The sequence below is a fragment of the Actinomadura madurae genome, from assembly GCF_047130825.1.
Classification (GTDB): Bacteria; Actinomycetota; Actinomycetes; order Streptosporangiales; family Streptosporangiaceae; genus Spirillospora; species Spirillospora madurae.
Genome location: NZ_CP083237.1, coordinates 2,011,207 through 2,035,177 on the forward strand (window position 1 = coordinate 2,011,207; position 23,971 = coordinate 2,035,177).

The 23,971-nt window shown below is 72.7% G+C and carries 23 protein-coding genes and 1 pseudogene; 8 read left to right on the plus strand and 16 right to left on the minus strand.

What is annotated here, in order from left to right; all coding sequences use genetic code 11:
- Window positions 1-36: 36 nt before the first annotated feature.
- The 4 genes from K8Z49_RS09420 to K8Z49_RS09435 all read left to right on the plus strand — a co-directional run bounded on the left by K8Z49_RS09420 (window position 37) and on the right by K8Z49_RS09435 (window position 3,795).
- Window positions 37-1,140 (plus strand): sugar-binding protein, encoded by a 1,104-nt coding sequence (locus K8Z49_RS09420; RefSeq protein WP_021592851.1) that lies wholly within the window; start codon window positions 37-39, stop codon window positions 1,138-1,140.
- Between the two features lie 163 nt (window positions 1,141-1,303).
- Complete coding sequence (locus K8Z49_RS09425) at window positions 1,304-2,041, plus strand: AfsR/SARP family transcriptional regulator (RefSeq protein WP_075021961.1); 738 nt, start codon at window positions 1,304-1,306, stop codon at window positions 2,039-2,041.
- Between the two features lie 53 nt (window positions 2,042-2,094).
- On the plus strand, window positions 2,095-2,475 hold the full coding sequence (locus tag K8Z49_RS09430; RefSeq protein ID WP_021592853.1) for a VOC family protein: 381 nt from the start codon (window positions 2,095-2,097) through the stop codon (window positions 2,473-2,475).
- Window positions 2,476-2,877: 402 nt separating this feature from the next.
- Entirely contained in the window at window positions 2,878-3,795 is a 918-nt protein-coding gene (locus tag K8Z49_RS09435) for a hypothetical protein (protein WP_412518208.1), read from the plus strand.
- Here the strand turns inward: K8Z49_RS09435 and K8Z49_RS09440 are convergent.
- The 9 genes from K8Z49_RS09440 to K8Z49_RS09480 form a co-directional block, all read right to left on the minus strand.
- Window positions 3,785-5,851, minus strand: a complete 2,067-nt coding sequence (locus K8Z49_RS09440) for an ATP-binding protein (RefSeq protein WP_143118539.1) — start codon at window positions 5,849-5,851, stop codon at window positions 3,785-3,787. The two genes, K8Z49_RS09435 and K8Z49_RS09440, sit on opposite strands and share 11 nt — an antisense overlap.
- A 9-nt stretch (window positions 5,852-5,860) precedes the next feature.
- Window positions 5,861-8,221, minus strand: a complete 2,361-nt coding sequence (locus K8Z49_RS09445) for an ATP-binding protein (protein ID WP_412518210.1) — start codon at window positions 8,219-8,221, stop codon at window positions 5,861-5,863.
- Between the two features lie 91 nt (window positions 8,222-8,312).
- Window positions 8,313-8,480, minus strand: a complete 168-nt coding sequence (locus K8Z49_RS09450; protein ID WP_161791002.1) for a hypothetical protein — start codon at window positions 8,478-8,480, stop codon at window positions 8,313-8,315.
- Window positions 8,481-8,503: 23 nt separating this feature from the next.
- Window positions 8,504-9,739: a cytochrome P450 gene (locus K8Z49_RS09455; protein ID WP_021592858.1), complete on the minus strand. Its 1,236-nt coding sequence runs from the start codon at window positions 9,737-9,739 to the stop codon at window positions 8,504-8,506.
- On the minus strand, window positions 9,736-10,377 hold the full coding sequence (locus K8Z49_RS09460; protein ID WP_024934850.1) for a GTP-binding protein: 642 nt from the start codon (window positions 10,375-10,377) through the stop codon (window positions 9,736-9,738). The genes K8Z49_RS09455 and K8Z49_RS09460 overlap by 4 nt, the downstream gene beginning before the upstream one ends.
- Window positions 10,358-10,720, minus strand: a complete 363-nt coding sequence (locus tag K8Z49_RS09465; RefSeq protein ID WP_021592860.1) for a DUF742 domain-containing protein — start codon at window positions 10,718-10,720, stop codon at window positions 10,358-10,360. The genes K8Z49_RS09460 and K8Z49_RS09465 overlap by 20 nt, the downstream gene beginning before the upstream one ends.
- Window positions 10,717-11,121 (minus strand): roadblock/LC7 domain-containing protein, encoded by a 405-nt coding sequence (locus K8Z49_RS09470; RefSeq protein ID WP_024934849.1) that lies wholly within the window; start codon window positions 11,119-11,121, stop codon window positions 10,717-10,719. The genes K8Z49_RS09465 and K8Z49_RS09470 overlap by 4 nt, the downstream gene beginning before the upstream one ends.
- Before the next feature lie 134 nt (window positions 11,122-11,255).
- A complete protein-coding gene (locus K8Z49_RS09475) occupies window positions 11,256-12,881 on the minus strand; it encodes an ATP-binding protein (protein ID WP_024934848.1) in 1,626 nt (541 codons plus the stop codon).
- A 220-nt stretch (window positions 12,882-13,101) separates the two neighbouring features.
- The gene (locus tag K8Z49_RS09480; protein WP_412518214.1) at window positions 13,102-14,322 is read right to left on the minus strand and encodes a cytochrome P450 family protein; all 1,221 of its coding nucleotides are present in this window, start codon (window positions 14,320-14,322) and stop codon (window positions 13,102-13,104) included.
- Between the two features lie 369 nt (window positions 14,323-14,691).
- Between K8Z49_RS09480 and K8Z49_RS09485 the strand changes: the two genes are divergently transcribed.
- A complete protein-coding gene (locus K8Z49_RS09485; RefSeq protein ID WP_244938603.1) occupies window positions 14,692-15,576 on the plus strand; it encodes a lytic polysaccharide monooxygenase auxiliary activity family 9 protein in 885 nt (294 codons plus the stop codon).
- A gap of 21 nt (window positions 15,577-15,597) precedes the next feature.
- On the opposite strand, the gene K8Z49_RS09490 is transcribed toward K8Z49_RS09485, so the two are convergent.
- Both K8Z49_RS09490 and K8Z49_RS09495 read right to left on the minus strand, forming a co-directional pair.
- The gene (locus tag K8Z49_RS09490) at window positions 15,598-16,332 is read right to left on the minus strand and encodes a glucose 1-dehydrogenase (protein ID WP_412518216.1); all 735 of its coding nucleotides are present in this window, start codon (window positions 16,330-16,332) and stop codon (window positions 15,598-15,600) included.
- A gap of 27 nt (window positions 16,333-16,359) precedes the next feature.
- Window positions 16,360-17,445, minus strand: coding sequence for a hypothetical protein (locus tag K8Z49_RS09495; protein WP_021592867.1), 1,086 nt, complete (start codon window positions 17,443-17,445; stop codon window positions 16,360-16,362).
- Window positions 17,446-17,569: 124 nt separating this feature from the next.
- Between K8Z49_RS09495 and K8Z49_RS09500 the strand changes: the two genes are divergently transcribed.
- Window positions 17,570-18,835 carry a hypothetical protein gene (locus K8Z49_RS09500; protein WP_412518218.1) on the plus strand — a complete coding sequence of 422 codons (1,266 nt, stop codon included), beginning with the start codon at window positions 17,570-17,572 and terminating at the stop codon, window positions 18,833-18,835.
- Between the two features lie 24 nt (window positions 18,836-18,859).
- Here the strand turns inward: K8Z49_RS09500 and K8Z49_RS09505 are convergent, their stop codons facing one another.
- Window positions 18,860-19,999 carry an NAD(P)/FAD-dependent oxidoreductase gene (locus tag K8Z49_RS09505; protein ID WP_412518220.1) on the minus strand — a complete coding sequence of 380 codons (1,140 nt, stop codon included), beginning with the start codon at window positions 19,997-19,999 and terminating at the stop codon, window positions 18,860-18,862.
- Window positions 20,000-20,104: 105 nt separating this feature from the next.
- On the opposite strand from K8Z49_RS09505, the gene K8Z49_RS09510 reads away from it, so the two are divergent.
- Window positions 20,105-20,482: a helix-turn-helix domain-containing protein gene (locus K8Z49_RS09510; RefSeq protein ID WP_412518222.1), complete on the plus strand. Its 378-nt coding sequence runs from the start codon at window positions 20,105-20,107 to the stop codon at window positions 20,480-20,482.
- An 8-nt stretch (window positions 20,483-20,490) separates the two neighbouring features.
- Here the strand turns inward: K8Z49_RS09510 and K8Z49_RS09515 are convergent, their stop codons facing one another.
- Both K8Z49_RS09515 and K8Z49_RS09520 read right to left on the minus strand, forming a co-directional pair.
- On the minus strand, window positions 20,491-21,093 hold the full coding sequence (locus tag K8Z49_RS09515; protein WP_075021966.1) for a ClpP family protease: 603 nt from the start codon (window positions 21,091-21,093) through the stop codon (window positions 20,491-20,493).
- A complete protein-coding gene (locus tag K8Z49_RS09520; protein WP_024934846.1) occupies window positions 21,090-21,719 on the minus strand; it encodes a ClpP family protease in 630 nt (209 codons plus the stop codon). Before K8Z49_RS09520 ends, K8Z49_RS09515 begins: the two co-directional genes overlap by 4 nt.
- 92 nt (window positions 21,720-21,811) lie before the next feature.
- On the opposite strand from K8Z49_RS09520, the gene K8Z49_RS09525 reads away from it, so the two are divergent.
- On the plus strand, window positions 21,812-22,288 hold the full coding sequence (locus K8Z49_RS09525; RefSeq protein WP_075021967.1) for a DUF4279 domain-containing protein: 477 nt from the start codon (window positions 21,812-21,814) through the stop codon (window positions 22,286-22,288).
- A 72-nt stretch (window positions 22,289-22,360) separates the two neighbouring features.
- Here the strand turns inward: K8Z49_RS09525 and K8Z49_RS09530 are convergent, their stop codons facing one another.
- Together K8Z49_RS09530 and K8Z49_RS09535 are read right to left on the minus strand one after the other, a co-directional pair.
- Window positions 22,361-23,050, minus strand: a complete 690-nt coding sequence (locus K8Z49_RS09530; protein WP_412518225.1) for a polysaccharide deacetylase family protein — start codon at window positions 23,048-23,050, stop codon at window positions 22,361-22,363.
- Window positions 23,051-23,071: 21 nt separating this feature from the next.
- A pseudogene (locus tag K8Z49_RS09535) lies at window positions 23,072-23,758 on the minus strand (glycoside hydrolase family 11 protein); the annotation flags it as partial.
- Window positions 23,759-23,971 lie beyond the last annotated feature (213 nt).

A 23,971-nucleotide genomic window follows, 5' to 3' on the forward strand; every position in this document is an offset into this window, starting at 1 on the left:
ACCCCCCGGCACGACACCGAGAAAGGTCATCCGACAATGCGCTCACTCATCACCAAGGCCCTGGCGGTCGGCGCGGCGGCCACGCTCGCGCTCACCGCCGCGTCCTGCTCCAACGAACGGGAAGGCTCCGGCAGCGGCGGGGACGGCGACAAGGGCTTCGCCAAGGACTCCCTCATCGGTGTCGCGCTGCCCGCCAAGACGTCCGAGAACTGGGTCCTGGCCGGCGACCTGTTCAACAGCGGCCTCAAGCAGGCCGGGTTCAAGGCGGACGTCCAGTACGCGGGCGCCTCGACCACGGTGGCCGACCAGCAGGCGCAGATCTCCTCGATGGTCACCAAGGGCGCGAAGGTCATCGTCATCGGCGCGACCGACGCCGCGCAGCTGTCCACCCAGGTGGCGCAGGCCAAGCAGTCCGGCGCGATCGTCATCGCCTACGACCGGCTCATCACCAACACCAAGGACGTCGACTACTACATCGCGTTCGACAACTTCAAGGTCGGCCAGTTGCAGGGGCAGGCCCTGCTGGACGGCATGAAGGCCAAGAAGGCGAAGGGCCCCTGGACCATCGAGCTGTTCTCCGGCTCGCCCGACGACAACAACTCCGCGGTCTTCTTCGACGGCGCGATGAGCGTCCTCAAGCCGCTCATCGACAAGGGCGAGGTCAAGGTCGGCTCCGGCCAGACGGACATCAAGCAGACCGCCATCCAGGGCTGGAAGGCCGAGAACGCGCAGCAGCGGATGGACTCGCTGTTGACCTCCACCTACAGCAAGAAGAACGTCGACGGCGTGCTGTCGCCGAACGACACCCTGGCCCGCGCCATCCTCACCTCGGTCAAGGGCGCCGGCAAGCCGCTCCCCGTCGTCACCGGGCAGGACTCCGAGGTCGAGTCCGTCAAGTCGATCATGGCCGGTGAGCAGTACTCCACCATCAACAAGGACACCCGCAAGCTCGTCGCGGAGACCGTGAACATGGTCAAGTCCCTGCAGGGCGGCGGAAAGCCCCAGATCAACGACACCAAGTCCTACAACAACGGCGTCAAGGTGGTCCCCGCGTTCCTGCTCCCGCCGGTCATCGTGACCAAGGAGAACGCCGGCCAGGCGTACGCCGACGACCCCAAGCTCGCCCCGCTCACCAAGTAGGCGGCCGGACGGTCCGGCGGGGCATCGGCCCCGCCGGACCGTCCGCCCGGCGAATCCGGGCACCGGCCGTCCGATCTCGTCCGAATTCGTCCGGCCGGTTGTCGGGAGGGTGGAACGCGCGTTCGATGCCGCTATGGTCGAGTTCGCGAGATCCAGCGAAGGTATGCGCGCCGCACAGGTCATCTCCGTCGGTCTGCTGGGCCCGTTCTTCGTGGCGGTGAACGGCCGCCCGACGGCGCCGACGGCCGGAAGGCTGCGCGTCCTGCTGGCCGTCATGGCCCTGTCGCCGGGCCAGGCGGTGACGGTCGACCGCCTCGCGGCGGCGGCGTGGGGAGAGGAAGACCGCCCGCACAACGTGCGGCGCAGCGTGCAGACGTACATCGCCCGGCTGAGAAGCCGGTTCGGCGCCGCGGCGATCGGTTCGACCGCCGGCGGCTATGTCCTGTGTACCGAGCCCGGGAACGTCGACTCCCTCCGGTTCCTCAACATCCTGAGCAGAGCCGGTACGGCGGCCACCGCCGAGGCCGAGCGCGCGTTGCTCGCCGAGGCGCTCGACCTGTGGCGCGGAGAGCCCCTGGAGGGGGTGCCGTCCGCCCGGCTCCGGGAATCGGAGGCGCCCTGGCTGCTCGAACGCTACCTCACCGCTCTGGAACGGCGGATCGACCTGGATCTCGCCGCCGGCCGGCACAGGGAGCTGATCTTGGAGCTGAGCGAACTGGCCGCGCGATATCCGCTGCGGGAACCCCTGTGGTCGCGCCTGCTCATCGCCCTCGGCCGGTCCGGACGCCGCGCCGACGCGCTGACGCGGTACGAGACGATCCGCACGCGGCTCTCCGGCGAACTGGGCGTGGACCCGGATCCGGACCTGCAGCGGACGTACATCGAGTTGCTGGCGCGGTAGCCGGCGGCCTCGGGAGCTTGGCAAGGTGTGCGGCCGCGGATAGCCTCTCCGCCATGCATCGCAGCCGCGTGGTCGGGATCCTCATCGACACCCCCGCCACCGAGGTCGGCGCGGCGGTGGACTTCTGGTCCGCGGCGCTGGGCGTTCCCGCCCGGCCCGCGCCGGGCGAAGAGCAGTTCACCGTCCTCGACCGTGCCGTCCCCGGTCTGTTCACCGTCGTCCAGTCGGTCGACGACGTGCCGCGCTACCACATCGACATCGAGACCGACGACCTGGCGGCGGAGGTCGCCCGCCTGACGGCGCTGGGCGCGGAACCGGAGTCCCGCTGGCAGGACGCCCACACACTGCGCGCGCCAGGCGGCCACCTGCTCTGCGTGGTACCCGTGCACAGCGATCCCGAGACGTTCGCCGGCTCGGCTCGCACCTGGCCGTAAGGCCGCTCCCGCCGAGGCCATCGTCCCGGGTGCCGGGCGAGCGGAAACCTCGCCATCCGGGTTCGGGTAGCCGTATGGGTATTTCTACCCTCCCCGTGCCCGCCGGTCCCGAGCATGCTGGTGGCAACGCAGGAACCGACCGCGACTCCAGCGCCGGGGAGAGCGAACCGGGTGCCGGTGTCAGCCGTCCCGCCGTGTGCGCACGCACCCGATCACGCAAGCGCGCTCGCCGTCCGAGACCCTGGGCGGGTGCGGGCCCGGCCGGCACCGGGGTCGTGATCTCCGGCGGCTGCCGGAGCCGCCGTCCCGGAGGGGACACCGCCTACCGCGCGCCGGCCTGGTGTGCCCGCCGCGGCGGCGGTGCCCGGCGCCGTGTTCCCGACCCGTCCTTGGAGCGGCTTGATGACCCACAGCACGGAGAACTTCCCTCTCTGGGGCGATGTGGCCTCCGTCATGGTGGAGGAGCCCGGCCGTCTCGGCGCCGCCCGGCGGGCCGTCGATCGGGTGATCCGCGACATCGACGCCGCGTGCGGCGCCCGCCGCGACGCGGACCTGGCCCGGGTCAACGCCGCCGCCGGCCGTCCGGTACGGATCGGCGCCACCTTCCTCGCGGTGCTGTGGACGGCCCTGCACGCCTGCGAGCTGACCGGCGGGCTGGTCGATCCCCTCGTCCGCGCCGACGGTGCCGCGAGCGGGACGGTCGTGATCGACGACCCGCCGGGAACGGTGACGATCCCGGCGGGGACGACCCTCGACCTGTGGGGCCTGGCGGTGGCGTTCGCCGCCGACCGGGCCGCCGAGGCCGCCGCCGGGGAGGCCGGCTGCGGCGTCTGCGTCTGCTTCCCCGGCAGCGTCGCCACCGCGGGCCGGCTCCCGGAGGCGGGCTGGCCGGTCCAAATGGCCGGCGGACACGGCCGGCCGCATCGCGACGAGCCCTGCCGCGGGCAGAAGATCGTGTTGCGGGCTCCCGGCCTGGCCACCTCGTTCCTGCCCGCGCCGGGCCGGCCGGCACGCCGCCTGCGGGCCACCCCGACAAGGCTGCCGCGCAGCGCTCCGCGCACCGGCCGCGCATGGCCCGCGGCCCACGAGCGGCGGCCGTGGCACGCGGTCTCGGTCATCGGCCTGTGCTGCGTCGCCGCGAAGGCCGCCAGCATCGCCGCACTCGCGGCCGGGAACGCCGCCGCCACGTGGCTGGGTTCCCGCGACCTGCGGGCGCGGATGGTGGACGCCGACGGCGAGGTGACCACCGTCGGGAACTGGCCCGCCTGCCCGTCCCGGCCGCCGGTGGCATCGAAGCGCCGGCCGGCCCTCAGTTGCTGATCGCGTAGGAGACGGCGGCGTCCAGGCTCAGCCTCGCACCCGAGTCGTAGGCCGCGTCGAACACCGGCCCCCCGAGTTCCCGGCGGGCCCGGGCATCGCAGTCCCGGTGCGAGCGCGTGAAGACCTGCAGCCCGAGAGGCGGGATGTCGAACGCCCGCCAGAGCCGGCCCGCCGCGCCCAGCAGCCGGGCGGCCCTGTCGTGGTGCCCCTGCGCGCAGGCGGTCCACGCGAGGGCCTCCAGACACTGGATCAGCCCCCACCGGTCGCTGATCTCGGTGAGCAGGGTGGCCGCCTGGCGCATCCTGGCCCCGGTCAGGGCCAGGTCCCCCTGCCACCAGGCCGCGTAACCCAGGGTGATCAGCGCGTACGCCTCGAAGATGTGCGCCCGGTGGGCCTCGGCCAGGGCGAGGAGCTCCTCCCCCAGGGCCGCGGCCTGCCCCGGGCTGTGGGCGGCCACGCCGAACGAGGCGGCATAGTGCAGGTTCACGGCGACGGCGTCCAGGTCGTCACGGGCGCGGTGACGGGTACGCGCGTCCTCCAGAAGCGCGAAGCCCCGGCCGGTGTCCCCTTCGGCCAGCGCCACCACCCCGCGGGCCTGGAGGCAGAACGCGAACGCCGCCTCGTCGCCGCAGCCTTCGGCGGCGGCGCCGCACTCGTCCGCACGCCGCCTCGCCGCGTCGAGATCGTTCTGGTAGGCGGCGAGCAGGACGTTGACCCACAGGCCCATGGCGCGGTCGCCGGCGGCCGGGCGCGCCAGTTCGATCGAGCGTTCCAGCCAATCGCGGCCCTCGTTGATGGCACCCGAGAGCAGCCACGCCGCCCACAGGCAGATCGCGATCCGCAATGCGGACGGGGCGTCGTGCCGAAGGCACAGATCCAGCGCCAGGCGCAGGTTCGGAATCTCCGCCAGTGTCGCCCGGTACCGATCGAACTCGTCGGGGACCAGCAGATCGATCCGGTTCTGCTCGGCCAGCCGCCGGTAGTGGTCGCGGTACCGCCGGTGCAGGGCCGGCGCGTCCCCCGGCGCCAGCCGCTCGCGGCCGTAGGCACGGATGCTCTCCAGCATGCGGTAGCGGCTGCGGCCGTCGCCGCGGACGCTGATCAGGACGGACTTGTCGACCAGCCCGGAGATCAGGTCGAGGATGTCCTCGGGTTCGAGCCCGTTGCCCGAGCAGACCGCTTCGGTGTCCTCCAGATCCGCCCCGCCGGGGAACACCGCCAGCCGCGCCCACAGCCGTTGCTCACCGGGCGTGCACAGCCCGAAGCTCCAGTCGATGGTCGCGTACAGGGTGCGGTGCCGCGGCAGCAGCGCGGTGTCGGGGCTGGCGAGCAGGTCGAAGCGCCGATCGAGCTCGCCCGCCAGCTCCCTCAGCGGCATCGTCCGCAGCCGCGCGGCGGCGAGTTCGATGGCCAGCGGGAGCCCGTCCAGGCGCCGGCACAGCCCGGCGACCTCCGGCGCCGTCGCCGCGTCCACCGTGAAGCCCGGCCGCGCCCGGGCCGCCCGTTCGGCGAACAGGGCGACCGCATCGCTGCGCAGGATCTCCTGGACGGCCGTGCCGGCCGGCGGGACGGTGAGCGGCGGCACCACCAGCACCTGCTCGCCCGCCACTCCGAGTGCCTGCCTGCTGGTGGTGAGGATCCGCAGCCGCGGCGCACCGCTCAGCAGCCTGGCGGCCAGCTCGGCGCACTCCTGCAGCAGGTGCTCGCAGTTGTCCAGGACGAGGAGGAGGCGTTTGTCGGCAAGGTGATCCACCAGGGCCGGCAGAGACCGCCGGCCCGTGTCGCGCAGTCCCAGCGCGGCCGCCACCGTCGTCTCCAGCAGGCGACCGTCACGCACCATGGCCAGATCCACGATCTGGACCCCGGCCGGGAACCGCGTCCGCAGCGTCGAGGCCACCTGAAGCGCCAGGCGGGTCTTGCCGACGCCGCCGACGCCGGTCAACGTCAGCAGCCGCGTGCCGGGCAGCAGGTACCGCGCCTTCGCGAGCTCCCGGACGCGTCCGACGAAGGCGGAACCGTCCGCCGCCCGGTCCGGCATGGTGCCGTGTTCAGACATGGCGCCCCGTCACCCGTCAGGCCCCGCCCCGGCGGCCCTGTCGTGATCGTTGATCCAGCCGGCGATCTGCACCCGCGAGTTGAACCCGAGCTTGTTCATGATGTGCTCGATGTGCCCCTCCACGGTGCGCTGGGAGATCACCAGTGCGGCGGCGATCCTCTTGTTGCTCTCCCCCTCCGCGACGAGCCGGGCGATCTGCGTTTCCCGGGGTGTCAGCGGGGAGGAGCGGCCGGCGTCGCGGTCCGGCGCGTCCGGGGCCGCGGTCTCCTGCAGCGCGTAGGCGAGCCCGTCCTCGCCGGGCAGCGCCGCGCCGCGGTCGAACTCCGTGCGGAACGCCGACGGGCCGAGCACCCGGCGGGTGTCGTCCACGCAGGCGTCGTGGTACCGCATCAGGTGCCCGTATCCGGACAGGACCGCGCCGACCGCCTCCCACACCGCCTGGGCGATCCCGAGCAGCCGGGCCGCCCGGGTGAACCGCCGCTCGCCGGCGGCGACCCAGGCCAGCACCTCCAGATTGACCCCGAGGCCCAGAGGATCGCCGAGCGCGCGGTTGAAGCGCAGGCTCTCCCGCTCCATCGAGGTGGCGCGGGCGGCGTCGCCCTGCCGCCACAGCTCCACCCCCAGGGCCATCATGGCGTACGCCCTGTGCCAGCCCTCGCCGTGCGCCTCGCACACCGCGATGCCCTGCTCGCCGATCGAGACGGCGAGCGCCGAGTCGCCCAGAAAGGAGTGCGCGAGCGAGAGCCTGATGAGCGCCAGCGCATGGCCGACCGGGTCCCCCGTGGCGGTGTGACGTTCCACCGCCTCCTTGTAGAGGTCGATCGCGGTGCCGGCGTCCTGCCGGAACATGGCGATCATCCCGCAGTACAGCGCCACGTAGCCCAGGATCTCCTCCCGGCCCAGCCGCTCCCCGATCGCCCGGCTCTCCCGCAGCATCGCGGCGGCGCCGTCCAGGTCGCCCTGAATGATCGCCAGCCAGCTGGTGGACCACAGCGCCCTGGCCCGGACCTCGGTCGCCGCGAGGTCCATGGCCAGCGCCCGGTCCATCCAGTCGCGTCCCTCGGTCAGGTAGAAACTGGTGATCCAGTGGTAGAGCAGGTCGGCGCCCATCCCCAGGGCGACCTCGACCTCGGCCGGGTCGGCGAGGCAGTACTCCAGCGCGGCGCGCAGATTGGCGTGCTCGACCCGGAGCCTTTCGAGCCAGGCCGTCTGGTCGGGGCCGAACAGCCTGCGGCGCCCCTCGGCCGCCATCCACCGGTAGAAGTCGCGGTGGCCGCGCCGGAACCGCGCCGACTCCCCGGATTCGGCGAGCCGCTCCCGGCCGTACTGCCGGATGCTCTCCAGCAGCCGGTACCGGACGACGCCCCCATGGTCCTCACGGCTCAGGATGGACTTCTCCACCAGGGCGGAGACCAGGTCGACGACCTCCGCCCGGGAGATCCGGCCGCCTGCGCACACCTCCTCGGCCGCCTCCAGGTCGCAGCCGCCGGTGAAGACCGACATCCTCGCCCACAGCACACGCTCCTGCTCGGTGCAGAGCAGGTGGCTCCAGTCGATCAGCGCGCGCAGCGTCTGGTGCCGGGGCAGTACCGCCCGCGATCCCCCGGTGAGCAGCCGGAAACGATCGTCGAGCCGCTCCAGCAGCTGCTCCACCGACAGCACCCGGAGCCGCACCGCCGCCAGCTCGATGGCCAGCGGGAGGCCGTCCAGACGCCGGCAGACCCCCTCCACCGCCGCCCGGTTGGCGTCGGTGACGGCGAAGTCGGGGACCACCGAACGGGCGCGGTCGGCGAACAGCTGCACCGCCTCCGGCATCGGCGGCGCCCAGCCCGCCCTGGGGGGCGGGTCGAGACCGCTCAGCGACAGGGGCGGCACCGAGAGCGTCTGCTCGCCGGAGATCCCCAGAACGTGCCGGCTCGTGGCCAGGATGCGCAGCTGCGAGGCCGAGCGCAGCAACGTCTCGGCCAGCACCGCGCACTCGTCGTGGAGGTGCTCGCAGTTGTCCAGGACCACCAGCGCGTGCTTGTCCCGCAGGCGCTCCACCAGCACGTCCATCGGCGGGCGGTGGGAGTGGTCCCTGATCTCCAGTGCCTCCATGACCGTCGTGACCAGCAGCTCCGGCTTCTCCACCTGGGCAAGCTCGACCATCCGCACGCCGTCCGGGAAGGCCCGCCGCACGGCCGCCGCCGTCTGCGTGGCGAGCCGCGTCTTGCCGACCCCGCCGACCCCCGACAGGGTCACCATCCGCGATTCCGACAGCATCCGTCTGACCTCGGCCAGCTCCCGGCGCCGCCCCACGAAGCTCGTCGTGTCCGCGGGCAGCCGCGCCGGCCGATGCCCGTTCGCCGCGCTCGATGCCGCTGGAGCCATCACCGCCTCGCACGGCCCGACTCGCACCTCGTCACACCCGATCAGCCACCACCCTAGTGACCCGGCTCGCCCATACACGGCCATGCACCGGTCAAAACGGTTCCATCGAATGCAACGACAGACGATCACGGCGGGTCCACGCCCGAGGCGCGGAGGTCTGCATCCGGACGTGCAGCCCGGGATGGGCCGCCGCGAGCACCAGCCGCCGGGACCCGCGCAGGACGAGCCGGACTTCGAGGCGGCGTTCGAGCGCGTCCACCGGCGAACGGCTCCGGTGGCGCCTCAGTGAGCGGTCATGGCCGGGCTGAACCTGACCGGCAGGGAGGCCAGGCGGCGGACCCAGAAGGACGGGAGCCACAGCAGCTCGTCGGGTTCGACCGCGAGCTCGATGTCGGGCAGCCGGTCGAGCAGCACCTCGATCGCCGTCCTGGCGATGACCTCGGCGAGCTCCGGGGCCGGGAAGGGGCATCCGTGGTCGCCGTGCCCGAACGACAGGTGGGCGCGGTTGCCCGCGCCCATGCCCTGCGCGGGCGGCTGGACCTGGGGGTCGGCGTTCGCCGCGGCCCACCCCAGGATCAGCATGTCCCCCGGGCGGATCCTGCGCCCGCCCAGCTCGCAGGCGTGCACGGCGAAGCGGCCGATGTTGTTCTGGGACGGCGTGTCCTCCCACAGCACCTGGTTGAGCGCCTGCGTGACGCTGCCGCGGCCGCCCTGGAGAGTCACGGCGAACTGGTCGTCGACCAGCATCAGCCGCAGCGTGTTGCCGATCCAGTGGCCGGTGGGCAGGTGCCCGGCGCTGATCATGGGGATCAGGTCGCTGACCAGCTCGTCGACGGTGTAGTTCGCGGAGTGCTGGAGCAGGCGGGACGTGACGTCCGGCCCGGGATGCGCCCTGCGGGACTCGGCCAGCCTGCCCATGGTCTTCTGGAGCCGCTGGTACGCCGAGACGGCGTTCTCGTCGGAGCCCGCCACGTTCTGGATGTCCCGCATCATGTCCGGCGCATCGGAGTCGGGGACGCCGAAGAGCCCGACCATCACCAGCGGCGGGAGCCGGTCGGCGAACTGGCTGCCGAGGTCGGCCTCGCCGTCCCCGGCGAACTCGTCGATCAACTGGTCGGCGATGCGCTCGCAGCTGTTGCTCAGCTCGGTGCGGTCGACGGCGTCGAGCGCGTCGCTGATCGCCGCGCTGCGGCGCTTGTGGTCCGCGCCCTCGGCCAGCATCACCGACGGGTTCCAGCCCACGAACGGCAGCAGGGACCAGTTCTCGGGCACCATGTCCCAGGCGTTCCAGCGGCGGGTGTCGCGGGCGAACAGGCCGGGGTTGGACGTGACGTGGTTGACCTCCCGGTACCCGATCACGTACCAGGCGGGGATGTCGCCTTCGAGCAGGACGGGCACGACCGGGCCGTGCTCGCGGCGCATCCGCTCGAAGAAGTCCTTCGGCCGCTGGTCGAACTCCTCCCCGTACAGGCGGACGGCGTTCTCCTCGGCGGGCGGCCGGCCGGTCTCGTCGGTCACTGCGCTGCCTCCTGGAGTGCGGCGGGATCGTGGAGCGTGGTGAGATGCCGGACGAGCGCGATCAGCACGCCCTTGCAGGAGTCCCGGACCCGGGCGTCGCAGTCGATCAGCGGGACGTCCTCGGCCAGCGACAGCGCGTCGCGCACCTGGTCGAGCGACGGTTGCGGACCGGAGTCGTCGAAGCGGTTGACCGCGACGACGAACGGCATCCGGTGGTGCTCCAGCCGGTCGAGCGGGTAGAAGGAGTCCTCCAGGCGGCGCGTGTCCACCAGCACCACCGCGCCGAGGCTGCCGGAGAACAGCTGGTCCCAGATGAACCAGAACCGCTTCTGGCCGGGGGCGCCGAACAGGTAGAGCACGCGGTGGTCGTCCAGGGAGATCCGGCCGAAGTCGAAGGCGACCGTGGTGGTCCGCTTGTCGGCGACGCGGCTCGGGTCGTCGATGCCGACCCCGGCCTTGGTCATGACCTCCTCGGTGCTCAGCGGGCGGATCTCGGAGATCGAGCCGACCATGGTGGTCTTCCCGACGCCGAAGCCGCCCACGATCACGATCTTCAGGGCGTCCCGCGCGGTGCTGCGCAGCGGCACCCCGCCGGCCGGACCGGCCCCCGCCGGGTGGTCAGAGTTCTTGGAGTCCAACGAGCACCTGCTTCAACGTTTCCGGGTCGGCCAGGTGGGTCGTCGCGGTGGCCGAGGTCGGATGGCGGACGGTGATGTGGCCGGTGTCGCGCAGGTCGAGCAGCAGGATCTTCACCACGCTCACCGGCAGTCTCAGATGGGAGGACAGCTCGACCACGGCCATCGGCTGGTGGCGGCACAGCCGCAGGATCGCGACATGCTCGGACTGCATGCCGCGCGCCGGGTCGTTCTCGGCGATGACCAGCGTGACGAGGTCGAGGACGTCGCCGTCCACCCGGCTCCGCCCGCCGGTCACGGTGTAGAGCCGGTCGGGATCGTCGAGGTCCAGGGGCCGCTGGTTCATCTCGATGCGGCGGTGCGCGGCGCCGCGGTCAGATAGCCGCCGATCTGTTCCACGAGCTCGTTCATGCTGTGCCCGACGAGGCCGACGTCGGCGTCGTCGCGGGCCACGACGGCCAGGTGCGCCCCCTCGCCGGCGGGGATGATCAGCAGCAGCCCGCCGGCGAACTCCACCATCGACTGGCCGGCGCCGACACCGGCGCCGAACTCGTGGGAGGCGGTCAGGGACAGGCTCTGGATGCCCGAGGCGATGGCCGCGAGCTGATCGGCCTTGTCGTTGTCCAGTCCGTCGGTGTGGCAGATCTTCAGGCCGTCCCTGGACAGCACCAGGACGTGCACGATACCGGGGGCTCGGTCCACGAGGGACGCCAGGAGCCAATCGAGTTGGCGCTCGTCGCTGCTCATCGAGATCACGGGGCGGCACCGGCCGCAGACGCGCGCCCCTGCCTCCTATCTGTCGTTCCTGCCGGTCCGGGCGAGGATGCCGGGACCGGGTCGGCCCCGCGATCCGTCCGCCGAACGGGCCGGGGCCATGAGCCCTACTGATCGTGTTCTTGGGTGGACGTGGTGTCGTGCTCCCCGGAACCGCCGGTCGTCCGGTGGCGTCCCGAGGCGGACTCGCGGAACGCGGCGAACCGCGCACCCGGGTCTCGGGGCCGGGGGGCGGGGGCCGCCTGCTCCTGGACCGTCCCGGAGAGTGTGGCGCCGCGGCGGCGTTTGGGCAGGTGCAGCTTGCCGTCGGAGCCGCCCTGGCTCGGCGCCCCCGCCGTGGCCATGGCGGGTTCGCGGGCGTGGGAGGAGTCCTCCCTCGGCGCGCTCCGGAGGGACTCGGCGAGGGTTCCCGCCGGGGCGGTGTCCAGGGGCTGGGTGATGAGCTGGCGCGGGATCAGCACGACCACGCCGACGCCGCCGCGCGACGAGGGCCGGAAGCTGACCTTCAGGCCGTGCTTGCCCGCGAGCCGCCCGACCACCGCCAGCCCGAGCCGGGTCCCCGGCAGCGACGAGAGGTCGGCGGCCTCGGAGACCAGCCGCTCGGCGCGCTCCCGCTCGCGCTGACGCATCCCGAGCCCGCTGTCCTCGATGGTGACGACGACGCCCGCGTCCTCCTCCTCGGCGTACACGTGGACGGCGGTGCCGTGCGGGGAGAAGTTGGCGGCGTTGTCCATCAGCTCGCCCAGCGCGTGCATGACGCCCTCGGCGGCGAACCCGGCGACGGCGACGGTCGTGGTCGAGTGGTACTGGACGCGCTGGTAGGAGGCGATCCGGCCCATGGCGCCGCGGATGACGCTCTCCATCACGATGGGCTTGGTCCAGCGCCGCCCCGAGCGCCCGCCGCTGAGCAGCGCGATGCTGTCGGCGAGGCGTCCCATCTGGGAGACGTGGTGGTCGAGGTCGAGCAGATCGCCGAAGACCTCGTCCTCGCTGTACTGGTCCTCCAGCTCGCGCAGCTGGGCGAGCATGCGCGTGGTCTGCGCCTGGATCCGCGCCGCCGCGCTCGCGCAGGCCGCCATGGCGGCCGCCCTGGTGCGCTCGCCCGTGCCGAGGCCGTCGGCGAGCTCGCGCAGGAGCCGGTCCAGCGCCGCGTGGGAGGGCGCCGGGATCTCGGCCAGCACGGACGCGGCCGAGGCGCGGTCGCCGCGGATCCGCTCGATCAGGAGGGGCAGCGTCGAGTCGGCCAGCCGCGCGACCTGCTCCTCCAGGGAGGCCAGCTCGGCCCTGGCCTGGGCGGCGCCGCGCTCGCTGGTCGCGACGCCGTCGGCCACCATGTGCACCAGGCGGCCCAGCACGTGGTCCCGTTGCGGCCCGGCGAGCGTCTCGTCCGGAGCCGCCCCGTCGTGGAGACGTCCGATCAGCGCGGGCAGCGGCCCGTCGAGCAGTTCCTGGAGCCTGCGCTCCAGCCGGTCGCCCTCGCCTTCCATCCGGGCCAGCCGGTCACGGAAGCCCCGCGCGCACTCGGCGAAGTAGGCCGCCGCGCCGATCGCCAGGCTGATGGCCAGCGCCGCCACGCCGCCCCCCACCGCGACCAGCGCGCGCGACCGGCCGTCCACCGCGAGCAGCGCGCCCAGCCAGGCGCCGACGACGACGATCGCCGCGAACGTCCAGATCCAGAACGCGCGTTCCAGCGCGGCGCGTTCGAGGCGTGCTCGACCTGCTGGTGTTGCCATCCATCGTGTCCCTGTGAGCGGTGGCGGCGGGCGCGGGGCTTCGTCGACCCGTCGCTCGGCGGCCATTACGGACTTAAAGGCGTGATCAGAATGCACCATGGAGCGCACGCGCACATGCTTTCCCGGAAAACCCGGGCGATCTTCGATGCGGCGGCCCGTGCGTTCCGGACCGCGATCCCCGGGCCGGTCGGCGGCCGATCCGGCGGCGGGGAGCGCCCGCTCAGGGCCTGACGGTGCCGAGGGCGACCGGCAGGGAGAGCGGGCCGACCGTGAAGAACGACGGCGAGTAGGGGATGTCGGCGGGCTCGATGGTGAGGGCGAGTTCAGGCAGCCGCCGGTAGAGCGCGGAGAGCGCCAGCCGGCCCTCCAGCCGCGCCAGCGCCGCGCCGATGCAGTACCTGGGGCCGTGACCGAACACGAGACGCTGGTTCTGCTCCCGGGTGAAGTCGAAGGTGTCCGCGGTGTCGCCGTACTCCGCCGGGTCGAGGCCGCTCGCCTGGTAGACGACGCCCACCGCCTGCCCCTTGGGGATCCGCACCCCGGCGATCGTCACGTCCTCCGCGGTGAAACGGAAGCTGGTCATCATCACCGAGTGGCGGTAGCGCAGGGTCTCCTCGACCACGTCGTCCCACCGGTGCTCGGCCTTGACCCTTTCCAGCTGGTCCGGATTCTGGTCCAGCGCCACGATGGCATTGCCGAGCAGGTGGACGGTGGTCTCGTGACCGGCGACGAGCATCAGCCACAGCACGCCGACCAGTTCGTCGGTGGTCAGCCTGTCATTCTCGTCGCGGGCCTGGACGAGGCTGGAAGTGAGGTCGTCGCCCGGTATCCGCTGCCTGCGCTCCACCAATTCATGCAGATATGCCTGGAGGGCGTTCTGGGTCGCGAACGCCTCCTCCGGCGGGGTGGTGTGCGCGAGCAGCCTGGCGGTCCAGTCGCGCATCCGCGGCCGCTCCTCGGCCGGCACTCCGAACAGTTCGCAGATCACCCACATCGGGAGCGCCTCGGTGAAAGCGGGAACCATGTCGACGCCGTCGCCGGCGGCCACGACGTCGTCCAGCAGACCGTCCACGATCTGCTGGATACGCGGCTCCAGCGCCTTCACCCGCGCGGGCGTGAACGCCTTGCCGACCAGGCCGCGCAGCCGCCGGTGGTCGTCGCCGTCCTTCGTGGACAGGTGGCCGCCCTGGACGATGGCGCGCAGGGGCCAGTCGTCGGGGATCGACCCGTCGTGCAGCGCGGGCCAGTGCTCCGGGTCCCGCAGGAAGGTCTTGTTGTCTCCGGCGAGGATCTCCCGTGCGGCGGTGTGGGTCAGTGCCAGATAGGCGGGGACGCCCCCGGGGAACTCGACTTCGACCACGGGAGCGATCTCCCGCAGCCGTACGCAGGTGGCCAGCGGACTCTCGTCCGCGGCGGGGAAGGAGGGCAGGCGCGTGGTCATTCGATCCCAGGGAGAGGCAAGTAGGGGTGATCGCGAGATGATTCATGAATATCGTCTTGATCGACCCCGGACAACCTATCCCGAACGATCGATGATGTGGCGTTTTCGCCGCATCCAACTTCCCGCCGTATCGACGGTCGAGGACATAGGTGAACCGTCTAAATGGCGCCCCGAGCTCGATGCTGTTCACAATCGGCTTCCACTCCCGTGGGAAAGGCTCCTTTTCTCTTAATTCATCTGCCGACAATCGCTGCGGTCGCGCAGTTCCGGTCCGTACAGGGCGAGGGAGAGCCGGTTTTCCGGCGGGTGAACCCCCTCCCGGGCCGGATGCGTACTGCTGGGAGTTTCCGATCTGAGGGGGGCTTTGACGTGGGCGTTCGCGTGCCGGCCTTCGCGACCGTGCTCGGGATCCTGCTCGGCACGGCGCTCCCGGCCGCTCCGGCCGGGGCGCACGGGGCGCTGGAGAACCCGGCGAGCCGCGCGACCGGCTGCGAGCCGGGGCGCGGCGCCGAACGGTCGAGCGCCGCCTGCCGGGCCGCGGCGAAGGTGAGCGGCGCGGCGCTCGCCGAGTGGGACGAGCTGCGCGTGCCGAACGTCAACGGCCGCGACCGGCGGATGATCCCGGACGGCGAGCTGTGCAGCGCGGGCATCGAGCGGTTCCGCGGGCTGGACCTGCCGCGGGCGGACTGGCCCGCGACCCGGCTGACCGCCGCCGCCCGCCACACGTTCCGCTACCGGGTGTCGATCCCCCACCGGGGCGGTCTCCGGCTGTACATCACCCGCGACGGCTACCGGCCCACCCGCCCGCTGACCTGGTCGGCGCTGGAGGCCGAGCCGTTCCTGAAGGTGAAGGACCCGCCGCGGCGGAACGGGGCGTACGTCTTCACGGGACGGCTCCCCCGCGGCAAGACGGGACGGCACCTCATCTACACGGTCTGGCAGACCTCGGACACGCCCGACACCTACTACTCCTGCTCCGACGTCACGTTCGGCGCCGCGCGGAAGCGGCCCGCGAAGCAGGCCCCCTCCCCCGAGCGCTCCGAGGCCTCCCCTGCGCCGGGCGGGCAGGCACCGGGCGGCTCCCCCGGACCGGTGGACGTCACGCCCAGCCCGGTGGCCGGCACGTCCCCGGCCTCCGACCGGAGCTGGGAGCTGCTCCTCGCGGCGGGCGGCATCGCCGGGGCGGTGCTGATCTTCACGATCGGCGGTGCCGTCATGGCGGTCCGCCGGATGCGGATCCGCCGGGAGCTCTGAGCCCCGTGCCGGGCGGACGGGTCACTTGTGGGGGATCTGGTTGACGGTGCCCCCGTCCATGACGAACTCGGCGCCGGTGGCGTAGGACGACTCGTCGCTGGCGAGGAAGACCACGAAGGAGGCGACCTCCTCGGGGCGGCCGGGGCGTCCGAGCGGCACCGGGATCATGTCGTCGGGGATGCCCTCGGTGATCGGGGTCCGGATCAGGCCGGGGTGGAGGGAGTTGACGCGGATGCCGTGCGGGGCGAGCTCCACGGCGACCGACTTGGTCAGGCCCCGCAGCCCCCACTTGGAGGCGACGTAGCCGTGCGCCCAGGATGTCCCGCGCAGGCCCTCGATGGACGAGGTGTTGATGATCGAGCCGCCGCCGGACGCGATCATCGCGTCGGTGGCCGCGCGGATGCCGAGGAACGGGCCGGTGAGGTTGACGTCGATGATCTGCCGCCACTTCTCCAGCTTGAACCGGTTGATCGCCGCGCCGTTGGCGATCCCGGCGTTGTTGAAGAGCACGGTGAGGCCGCCGAACTCGCCGACGGTGGTCTCGACGGCCGACGCCCAGTCCTCCGGGCTCGTCACGTCGAGGTGCACGTAGCGGGCCGCGTCGCCCAGGTCGTCCGCGACGGCCTTGCCCTCGTCGTCGAGGATGTCGCCGATCACGACCGCGGCGCCCTCGGCCACCAGGGCCCGCGCGGAGGCCTCCCCGATACCGCGCGCACCCCCGCTGATCAGGGCGGTCTTCCCGTCCACTCGTCCCATCGCCGGGTCCTTTCTGCCGTGCCGGTCTCAGTCGGACAGCGCCGCGGCGAACACGCCGCGGGCGGTGTTGAAGGGCAGGTCGAGCGGGGTCCGCAGGCCCGGCGGCGCCGCGACGACGTCGGGGATCGCGTTGACGATGCGGCCGGCGCCCGCGGCGATCGCGGCGTAGTTGTGGTCCCCCCTGGCGCTGGTCGGGCAGACGTCGACGCGGTAGGACGGCTCGCCGACGATCTCGACCCGGTAGGAACCGCCGTCCTGCGCCGGCTGCGGCCAGTCGGGGCGCAGGTCGCCGCGGAGCCGGGTCGTGTGGTCGATGACGAGGACCTCCCGGCCGCCGGCGACGCCGCGGATCTGGAACCGCATGCCGGCGATCCCGCCCGCGGGGACGTGCCCGGCGGCCACGTCGAACGCCTCCGGCGCCGGCTCCAGCTCGTACCACTCGGTGATGTCGTCCAGCTCGAAGCCGAATCCCCGGGCCAACATGCGGAGGCTGACGCCCCAGGACGCCGCCAGCATCCCCGGCTTGAACATCTTCGGCAGGTCCCCGGGAGGACGGCCGAAGCCCATGAAGTCGAACATGACCGGTCCGCCGTCGTAGGTCGCGTAGTCGGCGATCTCCGAGCAGCGCACCTGCTCCACCCGCTGGCACGTGCTGGCGATCGCGAAGGGCAGCAGGTCGTTGACCCATCCGGGGTCCACTCCGGTGGCGAACAGGCTCGTCCTGCCGGCCCGGCAGGCGTCCTCGACGGGCTCGATCATGCGGTCCGGCAGCACTCCCCACGGGTAGATGAGCGGCACCGGCGAGGAGGCGACGACGTTGCTGCCCGAGGCGAGGATCTTCTGGATGTCGCCGAGCGCGTCGAACAGGCGGACCTCGCCGATCGCGCAGTAGGACGTGCACTCCGGCCGCGCGGCCAGGGCCGCGTCCAGGTCGGCGGTGGCCGCCACGCCCGTCACGACGCCGAGGCCGGCGAGCTCGCCGGCGTCCCGCCCGACCTTCTCCGGGCTCGACACCACCAGGCCGGCCAGCTCGAAGCGGGGATCCTCGATCAGCTGTGACAGGGCGATGCGGCCGACGTTGCCGGTCGCCACGTGCAGGACGCGGATGGCCATGGCTCTCCTCGATGGGCGGGCGCCGCCCGTCGGCCGGACAGGTGTCCAGGAAAGTATTCCAGAAATAGTAGAACGCGTTCTAGTGTGAACCCGACCGATCCGACGCGTACGAGGAGTCCCGCAGATGGCCCACCCGCCGGCGACACCCCCGAGCCGGTACGCCGACCTGTCCCGGGCGGAGCTCGCGGTCGTCGTGCCCGAGCTGCTCCTGATCGGCCAGCTCATCGACCGGTCCGGGATGGCGTGGTGCATCTCGGCGTTCGGAAGGGAGGAGATGGCGCGGATCGCGATCGAGGAGTGGGCGGCGTCGAGCCCGATCTACACCAGGCGGATGCAGCGGGCGCTCGGCTACGCCCCCGAGGTCCCCGGGAAGGGCGACGTCCCGACCATCTTCAAGGGCCTCCAGCTCGACATCGGCGCTCCGCCGCAGTTCATGGACTTCCGCTACACCGTCCACGACCGGTGGCACGGCGAGTTCCACCTCGACCACTGCGGCGCCCTGATGGACGTGGAGCCGATGGGCGAGGCCTACGTCCGCTCCATGTGCCACGACATCGAGGACCCGACCTTCGACGCGACCGCGGTCGCGACCAACCCGAAGGCTCAGGTGCGGCCGATCCACCGGCCCCCGCGGACGCCGGCCGACCGGCACCCCCACTGCGCGTGGACCGTGATCATCGATGAGTCGTACCCGGACGCGCGGGGCATCCCGCTGCTGGCCGTCAACGAGCGCTCCCGGGCCGCGAACCTCGGCCTGGCGCCGATCGACCCGTCCGACGACGGCCTCGCCGACTACTCGGGACCGCTGCTGTCCGACCTCGACTTCGCCGCCTTCTCGCGATCCGCGCTGGCCCGGATCGCCGACGAGGTCTGCCTGCAGATGCACCTGCTCGACCGGGCCTTCGGCCTCGCCGTGGCCGAGCGGGCCGCCGACGACGGCGAGCTGCTCCGGATCCGCCGCAAGCAGCTGGTGGGGATCGCCGGCGTCGCCGCGGAGCGTCTCGCCCGCGCCCTGGACCTGCCGGGGGACGCGCGGGGAGCGGCCCGCCTGCTGGCGGTGCACCCGCTCCTCAACCCCTCCGCCTACGTCGATGCCGTCATCGGGGACGGGCGCGTCGAGGTCCGCCCGTCGCCCGCCCACGAGGACGGTGCCTGGATCTCCCTGTGCGGCCCCGAGTGGACGGCTCCGCTCCGAGCCGCCGTCCGCGCCGTCGACCCCTGCCTCGACGTCGAGGCCGCCGCGCTCGGGTCCGGCGGGGCATGGCGGCTGGACGTCGTCCGCCGCGACCTGCCGACCCCCGAGGCCGACGAGGTCGCCGTCGTCCGGTTCAGCACCGGCACCGGGTTCGCCTTCGAGCCGCGGCGCTCCCTGCCGATCACTCCCGTCTGACGCCTGCGCGGGGTGCCTCGCCGGTCACGAGCGGTCCAGGCCCGCCCGATCCGGCCGGTAGGCGTCGAGCGCCGGCGACGGGCGGCCGTGGATCTCCTGGTCGATCAGCGAAGCGAGGTGGGGAGCGAGCGTCATCCCGCTGTGGGTGACGGCGGTGTACAGACCGCGCCGCTGGAAACCGATGAGCGGATACCCGTCGGCGGGCAGGGGACGGACGCACCGCCGCACCGCGGCGACCTCCGCGGTCAGGCCGGGGACGACGGCGCGCGCACGGGCGAGGAGTTCGGCGCCCACCTCCCGGACCAGCTCCGGGGTGGCCGACTCGTCGACCCCGGCGTCGAGATCGCCGGCCTCCAGCACGAGACCTCCGTCCTCCGACGGCCGGGCGGACAGGCCGGGAGCGTGCACGAGCCCGTTGAGGGCGCCCGGCGCCGCGGAGGTGGTGGCGACGAGGCAGGGGGCGGCCGAGCCGGGCTCGGACGGGTCGACCAGCGCGAGCGCGACGCCGGCCGTTGCCAGCAGCGCGGGCGCGTGCCGGCCCGCGGCGCAGACCGTGAGGTCGGCGTCCAGGCCGCGGCCGTCGTCCAGCCGCACGCCGGTGACGCGCTCGCCCTCGGTGGTGAGCGCGACCGCGCGGTGACCGGTGACGAACCCGGCGCCCGACGCACGCGCGCGCCGGGCCAGCGCCCGCGCGGCCGGGCCGCCGTGCACGTAGCCCTCGTCGCGGTAGTGCGCGATGATCGCGTCCCGTGGGGCTCGGACGTGCGGTTCGAGCGCGCGCAACCGGCCGGCGTCGATGAGCTCGGCGGCGTATCCGAGGCCGGCCAGGCGGGCGACCCGGTCCCCCAGCCGGCTGCGGGCGTCCCCGTCCGCCGCCCACGTCGTGCAGCCCGCCGGGCGGTACCAGGCCGGGGCGCCGAACCCGGCGGCCAGGTCCCGCCACGCGGCCAGCGCCGCCGTCCGGAACCGGTGGTAGGCCGGGTCGCCGGGGTCGTTGGCGTTGAGCCAGGCGTAGCCGGTGCCGGACGTCCCGGCGCCGGGCTCCCGCGCCTCGACCACCGTGACCTCGTCCCGCGGGCGCGCTCGGCCGCCGGCTCCCGGGCGGGTGAGCCGGTCCGCCAGCGCCGCCCCGACGATCCCCGCGCCCACGACCAGTATCCGCATGCCCTCAAGGATGTCCGACCCCGGCGTTCCGGCGGGAGAGCGGCCCGGTTCTGCGGTGGGCGGAATGCCTGGGGGTGGACGGTACCGCCGATCTACCATGACGGCATGGCCGAGACCGCCCGCCCGCTGATGCCCGCCGACGAGCCGCCGCACGAGCCGCCGCACGAGCCGGCCGCGCCACCCCAGCCGACGGAACCGCTGTGGCGGGACGCGCTCGGCCAGTGCCTGCGGCGGCTGCGCCTGGAACGCGGCGAGATCCTGGTCGAGACCGCCCGCCGCGCCGGCGTCTCCCCGCAGTACCTCTCCGAGATGGAGCGCGGGGTCAAGGAGCCCTCCAGCGAGATGATCGCCGCGGTGGCCGGCGCCCTGGACGTCACGCTCGGCGACCTGACGCTCGCGATCGCGACGAGCCTTCTGGCGATGCCCGCCGGAACCGCTCCGGCGGGCCCCACCTGCCAGGTCGCCTACGCGCTGGCCGCCTAGGCGGTCCCTCACATGGGGAGCGGCCGGCGTTCCTCGATCACGTGGTCGATGAGGCCGTAGTCCCGCGCCGTCGTCGCGGTGAACACCCGGTCCCGGTCCGTGTCGGTGCGCAGCGTCGCGGTGTCCTGCCCGGTGTGCCGGGAGAGGATGTCCTCGATGTCCGCGCGGACGCGGACGACCTCGTCCGCCTGGAGGATGAGGTCCGGGATCGCCCCGCGCCCCTGCCCCACCGGCTGGTGCAGGACGACGCGGGTGTGCGGCAGCGCGGCGCGCTTCCCGGGAGTGCCCGCGGCGAGGAGCACGGCGCCGACGGCGACCGCCTGCCCCACGCAGGTCGTCGCCACCTGGGGACGGATGTAGCGCAGCGTGTCGTAGACGGCGAGCATCGCGCTCGGGTCACCGCCCTCGCAGTTGATGTAGAGCTGGATGTCGCCGTCGGGGTTGTCGGCCTCCAGGTACAGCAGCTGCGCGACGAGGGCGTTCGCGACGCCCGCGTCGATGGCGGTGCCGAGATAGATGATCCGCTCGGTCAGCAGGTGCGAGTAGACGTCCATGATCCGCTCGCCGCGCGGGTGCTGGGCGATGACGTTCGGGATCGTGTAGGTGCTCATCGGACGCCTCCTTCGGCCGGGACGCCGAGCCCGACGGTGCGGTGGACCACGGGGACGACGTCGTCCAGCGTGCCGACGACGGAGTCGATGAATCCGTATTCGAGGGCCTCCTGCGCGGTGTACCAGCGATCGTGCAGCGAATCCTCGAAGACCCGGTCGAGGGGCTGGCCGGTGTCCTCGGCGATGAGGCCGAGGACGGTGTCGCGGGTGTGCCGCAGGTCGTTGGCCTGCAGTTCGATGTCGACGGCGGCGCCGGCGATCCCGGCGGAGCCCTGGTGCATCAGCACGCGTGCGTGCGGCAGGGCGCGGCGCTTGCCGCGGGTGCCGGACGACAGCAGGAACTGCCCGGCGCTGTAGGCGATGCCGAGCACCACCGTGGACACGTCGCACGGGACGAGCCGCATGACATCGCGGATGGCGAGCATCGACGGCACCGACCCGCCGGGCGAATGGATCCACAGCGCGATGTCGGACGACGCGTCCTCCTTCGCCAGGGTGATCAGCTGCGTCGCCAGCAGGGTGCCGTTGTCGTCGTCGAGTGGGCCGTCGAGCACGAGAACACGCTGCTGGTAGAGCTCGCGCCGCACGCGCTCGTTGAACATGGGGATTCCTGGTTCCTCGCTCATGCCTTTCACTCTGCGCGGGGCCATGCGGTGGTCATAGTCCGATCCGCCCACGGCGGATCCGCTCTCAGCAGCGGCGTCGATAGGGTCACCGGATGCGCGTGTCCCAGTACGTCTACTTCGCTCTGAAATCGACGCGGGTGCCGGCCACCGAGATCAGCGCGCGGCTCGGGATCGAGGCGGACGAGAGCAAGGTGCGCGGAAGCCGTCTGGCGCGGCCGCCGCGTCCCGTCGCGCACACGTGGCGGATCGTCTGCCGCCGGCCCGGGCTCACCGTGGACGAGCAGATCGCCCGGGTCGTGGACAGGCTGTTCGAGCACGCGGAACGCATCGGCGCCCTGGCCCTCGAACTCGACGGCGCCGGTGAGGGGTGGCGCGCGGCCACCCTCCAGGTGGTGCGGGTGTTCGAGCATCCGGACGGCGAGGAGGAGGCCCGGCCCGCCCCGGCCGGCGGCCTGGAGAAACTCCCCGGTCAGCACCAGCTGCTGGGCTGGCACCTGGACGGGCGGGTGCTGGAGTTCCTCCGCCTCACACGCGCCGAGCTGGACATCGACGAGTACGCCTACGGCTGAGCAGGCCGCTCCGGACGGCGATGGGCGCGGCGGCCTTGTGGGCCGCCGCGCCCGGCTCTCGCGGTTCTTCGATCAGGCGGGGGCGACGGCACGGCCGGTCCGCGGTGAGATCATTCCCGCGCAGAGGCCGCGAGCGGCCAGGACCTGGGCGATCCGCGGAATGGCCGCGCGCGTGTTGGCGGGCCATTCGTGCATGAGGATGATCTGACCGGCGGTGAGGCGGCCGGCGGCCTGCACGATCGCGTCGGTGCTCGCCCCGTTCCAGTCCTGCGAGTCGACGTCCCAGATGATCTCGGTGAGGCCGTGCCTGGTCTCCACCGAGCGCAGGGTCGCGTCGGTCTCGCCGTAGGGCGGGCGGAACAGCCGGGGAGTGCCGCCTCCGGCGCCGGCGATGGCCTGCTGGGCCCGGGAGATCTCCGAGTCCATCTGCGCCTCGCTGAGCTGGGTCATGTGCGGATGGGTGTGACTGTGGTTGCCGACCCACATGCCGGCGTTGACCTGGGCCCGGACCTGGGCCGGGTAGGCGGCGGCGTACTGGCCCTGGTTGAACATCGTCGCCCGCAGGCCGTACTGGGTGAGCGCGTTGAGCAGGCTCGGGGTGTTGTCGTCGGACGGGCCGTCGTCGAAGGTGAGCCCGATGTATCCGTTGCAGGCGGCGGCGTGGGAGGGGGCGGCGGTCACGGCGAGGGCCGCGGTCGCCGCCGCCGCGGCGGCCAGTGCCGTCGACAGCGTGCGTCTGGGCAAGGGTGATCCGGTGCGCATGGCGGGCTCCTCCGGCGCTCAGCCGACGGTGATGCTGGAGCTGCCGCTGCTCTGGTAGCCCTCCGTGGCCATGATCATGTAGTAGCGGAAGGCGCCCAGGTTCATGCCGGCGCGCGCCCAGGCGTCGAAGTGGTTGCCGGTGGTGATGGAGCCCCCCGTCCGCCTGGACTGCCGGACGCTCCAGTACTGGTCGAAGGTCCTGGTGCCTTCGACGGACGGGGCGTTGTACCGCGTGGTCTTGTAGATGTCGTAGGTGCCGCCGTCGCTGGTGACGGTGCCCTTGTAGGTTCCGGTGGGCCGGTAGCTGCCCCAGTTGTCGACGATGTAGTACTCGACGAGCGGGTTCGACGTCCACCCGTAGAGGGCCAGGTATCCGTTGCCGGACGGGTTGAAGCTGCCCGAGTAGTTCACGGTCCTGCGGCCGCCGTTGCTCCAGCCCTTGCCCGCGACGAAGTTCCCGGCGTTGGACCAGGAGGTGCTGTAGCTGCCGCCGCTCCTCAGCGTCATCGACACCGACCCGCCGCCGTCGGTCCAGAACGAGTAGAAGTACCCGTTGTCGGTCCCGGTCTGGTTGGTGGTGATGACCGTGTCGGCGGCGGCCGAGCCGGGCAGCAGGGCGGCGGACGCGACCAGGGCCGCGCCGAGAGCGCCCGCGCCGATGAGGCGCCTGCGGGTGATCGGGCCGGCGGGGGTGGCGTGCTCGTACATGCTTCCTCCTCGGGAGCATCGGCGGGGGGCTCGGCCGTCCCGCCACCGATGACCGCGCCCCCGAAGGGGTGGATCCGGCGGCGGAACCGGTGGCGGAACCGGCCGATCGGGTGTGAGTATGCGCGCGCTTCCCCGACAGTGTCAACGATTCCTTTCGAAACATTTCGGTCATCCGGTCGAATCTAGATCGTTCCACAGGACGGTTGACGTCGC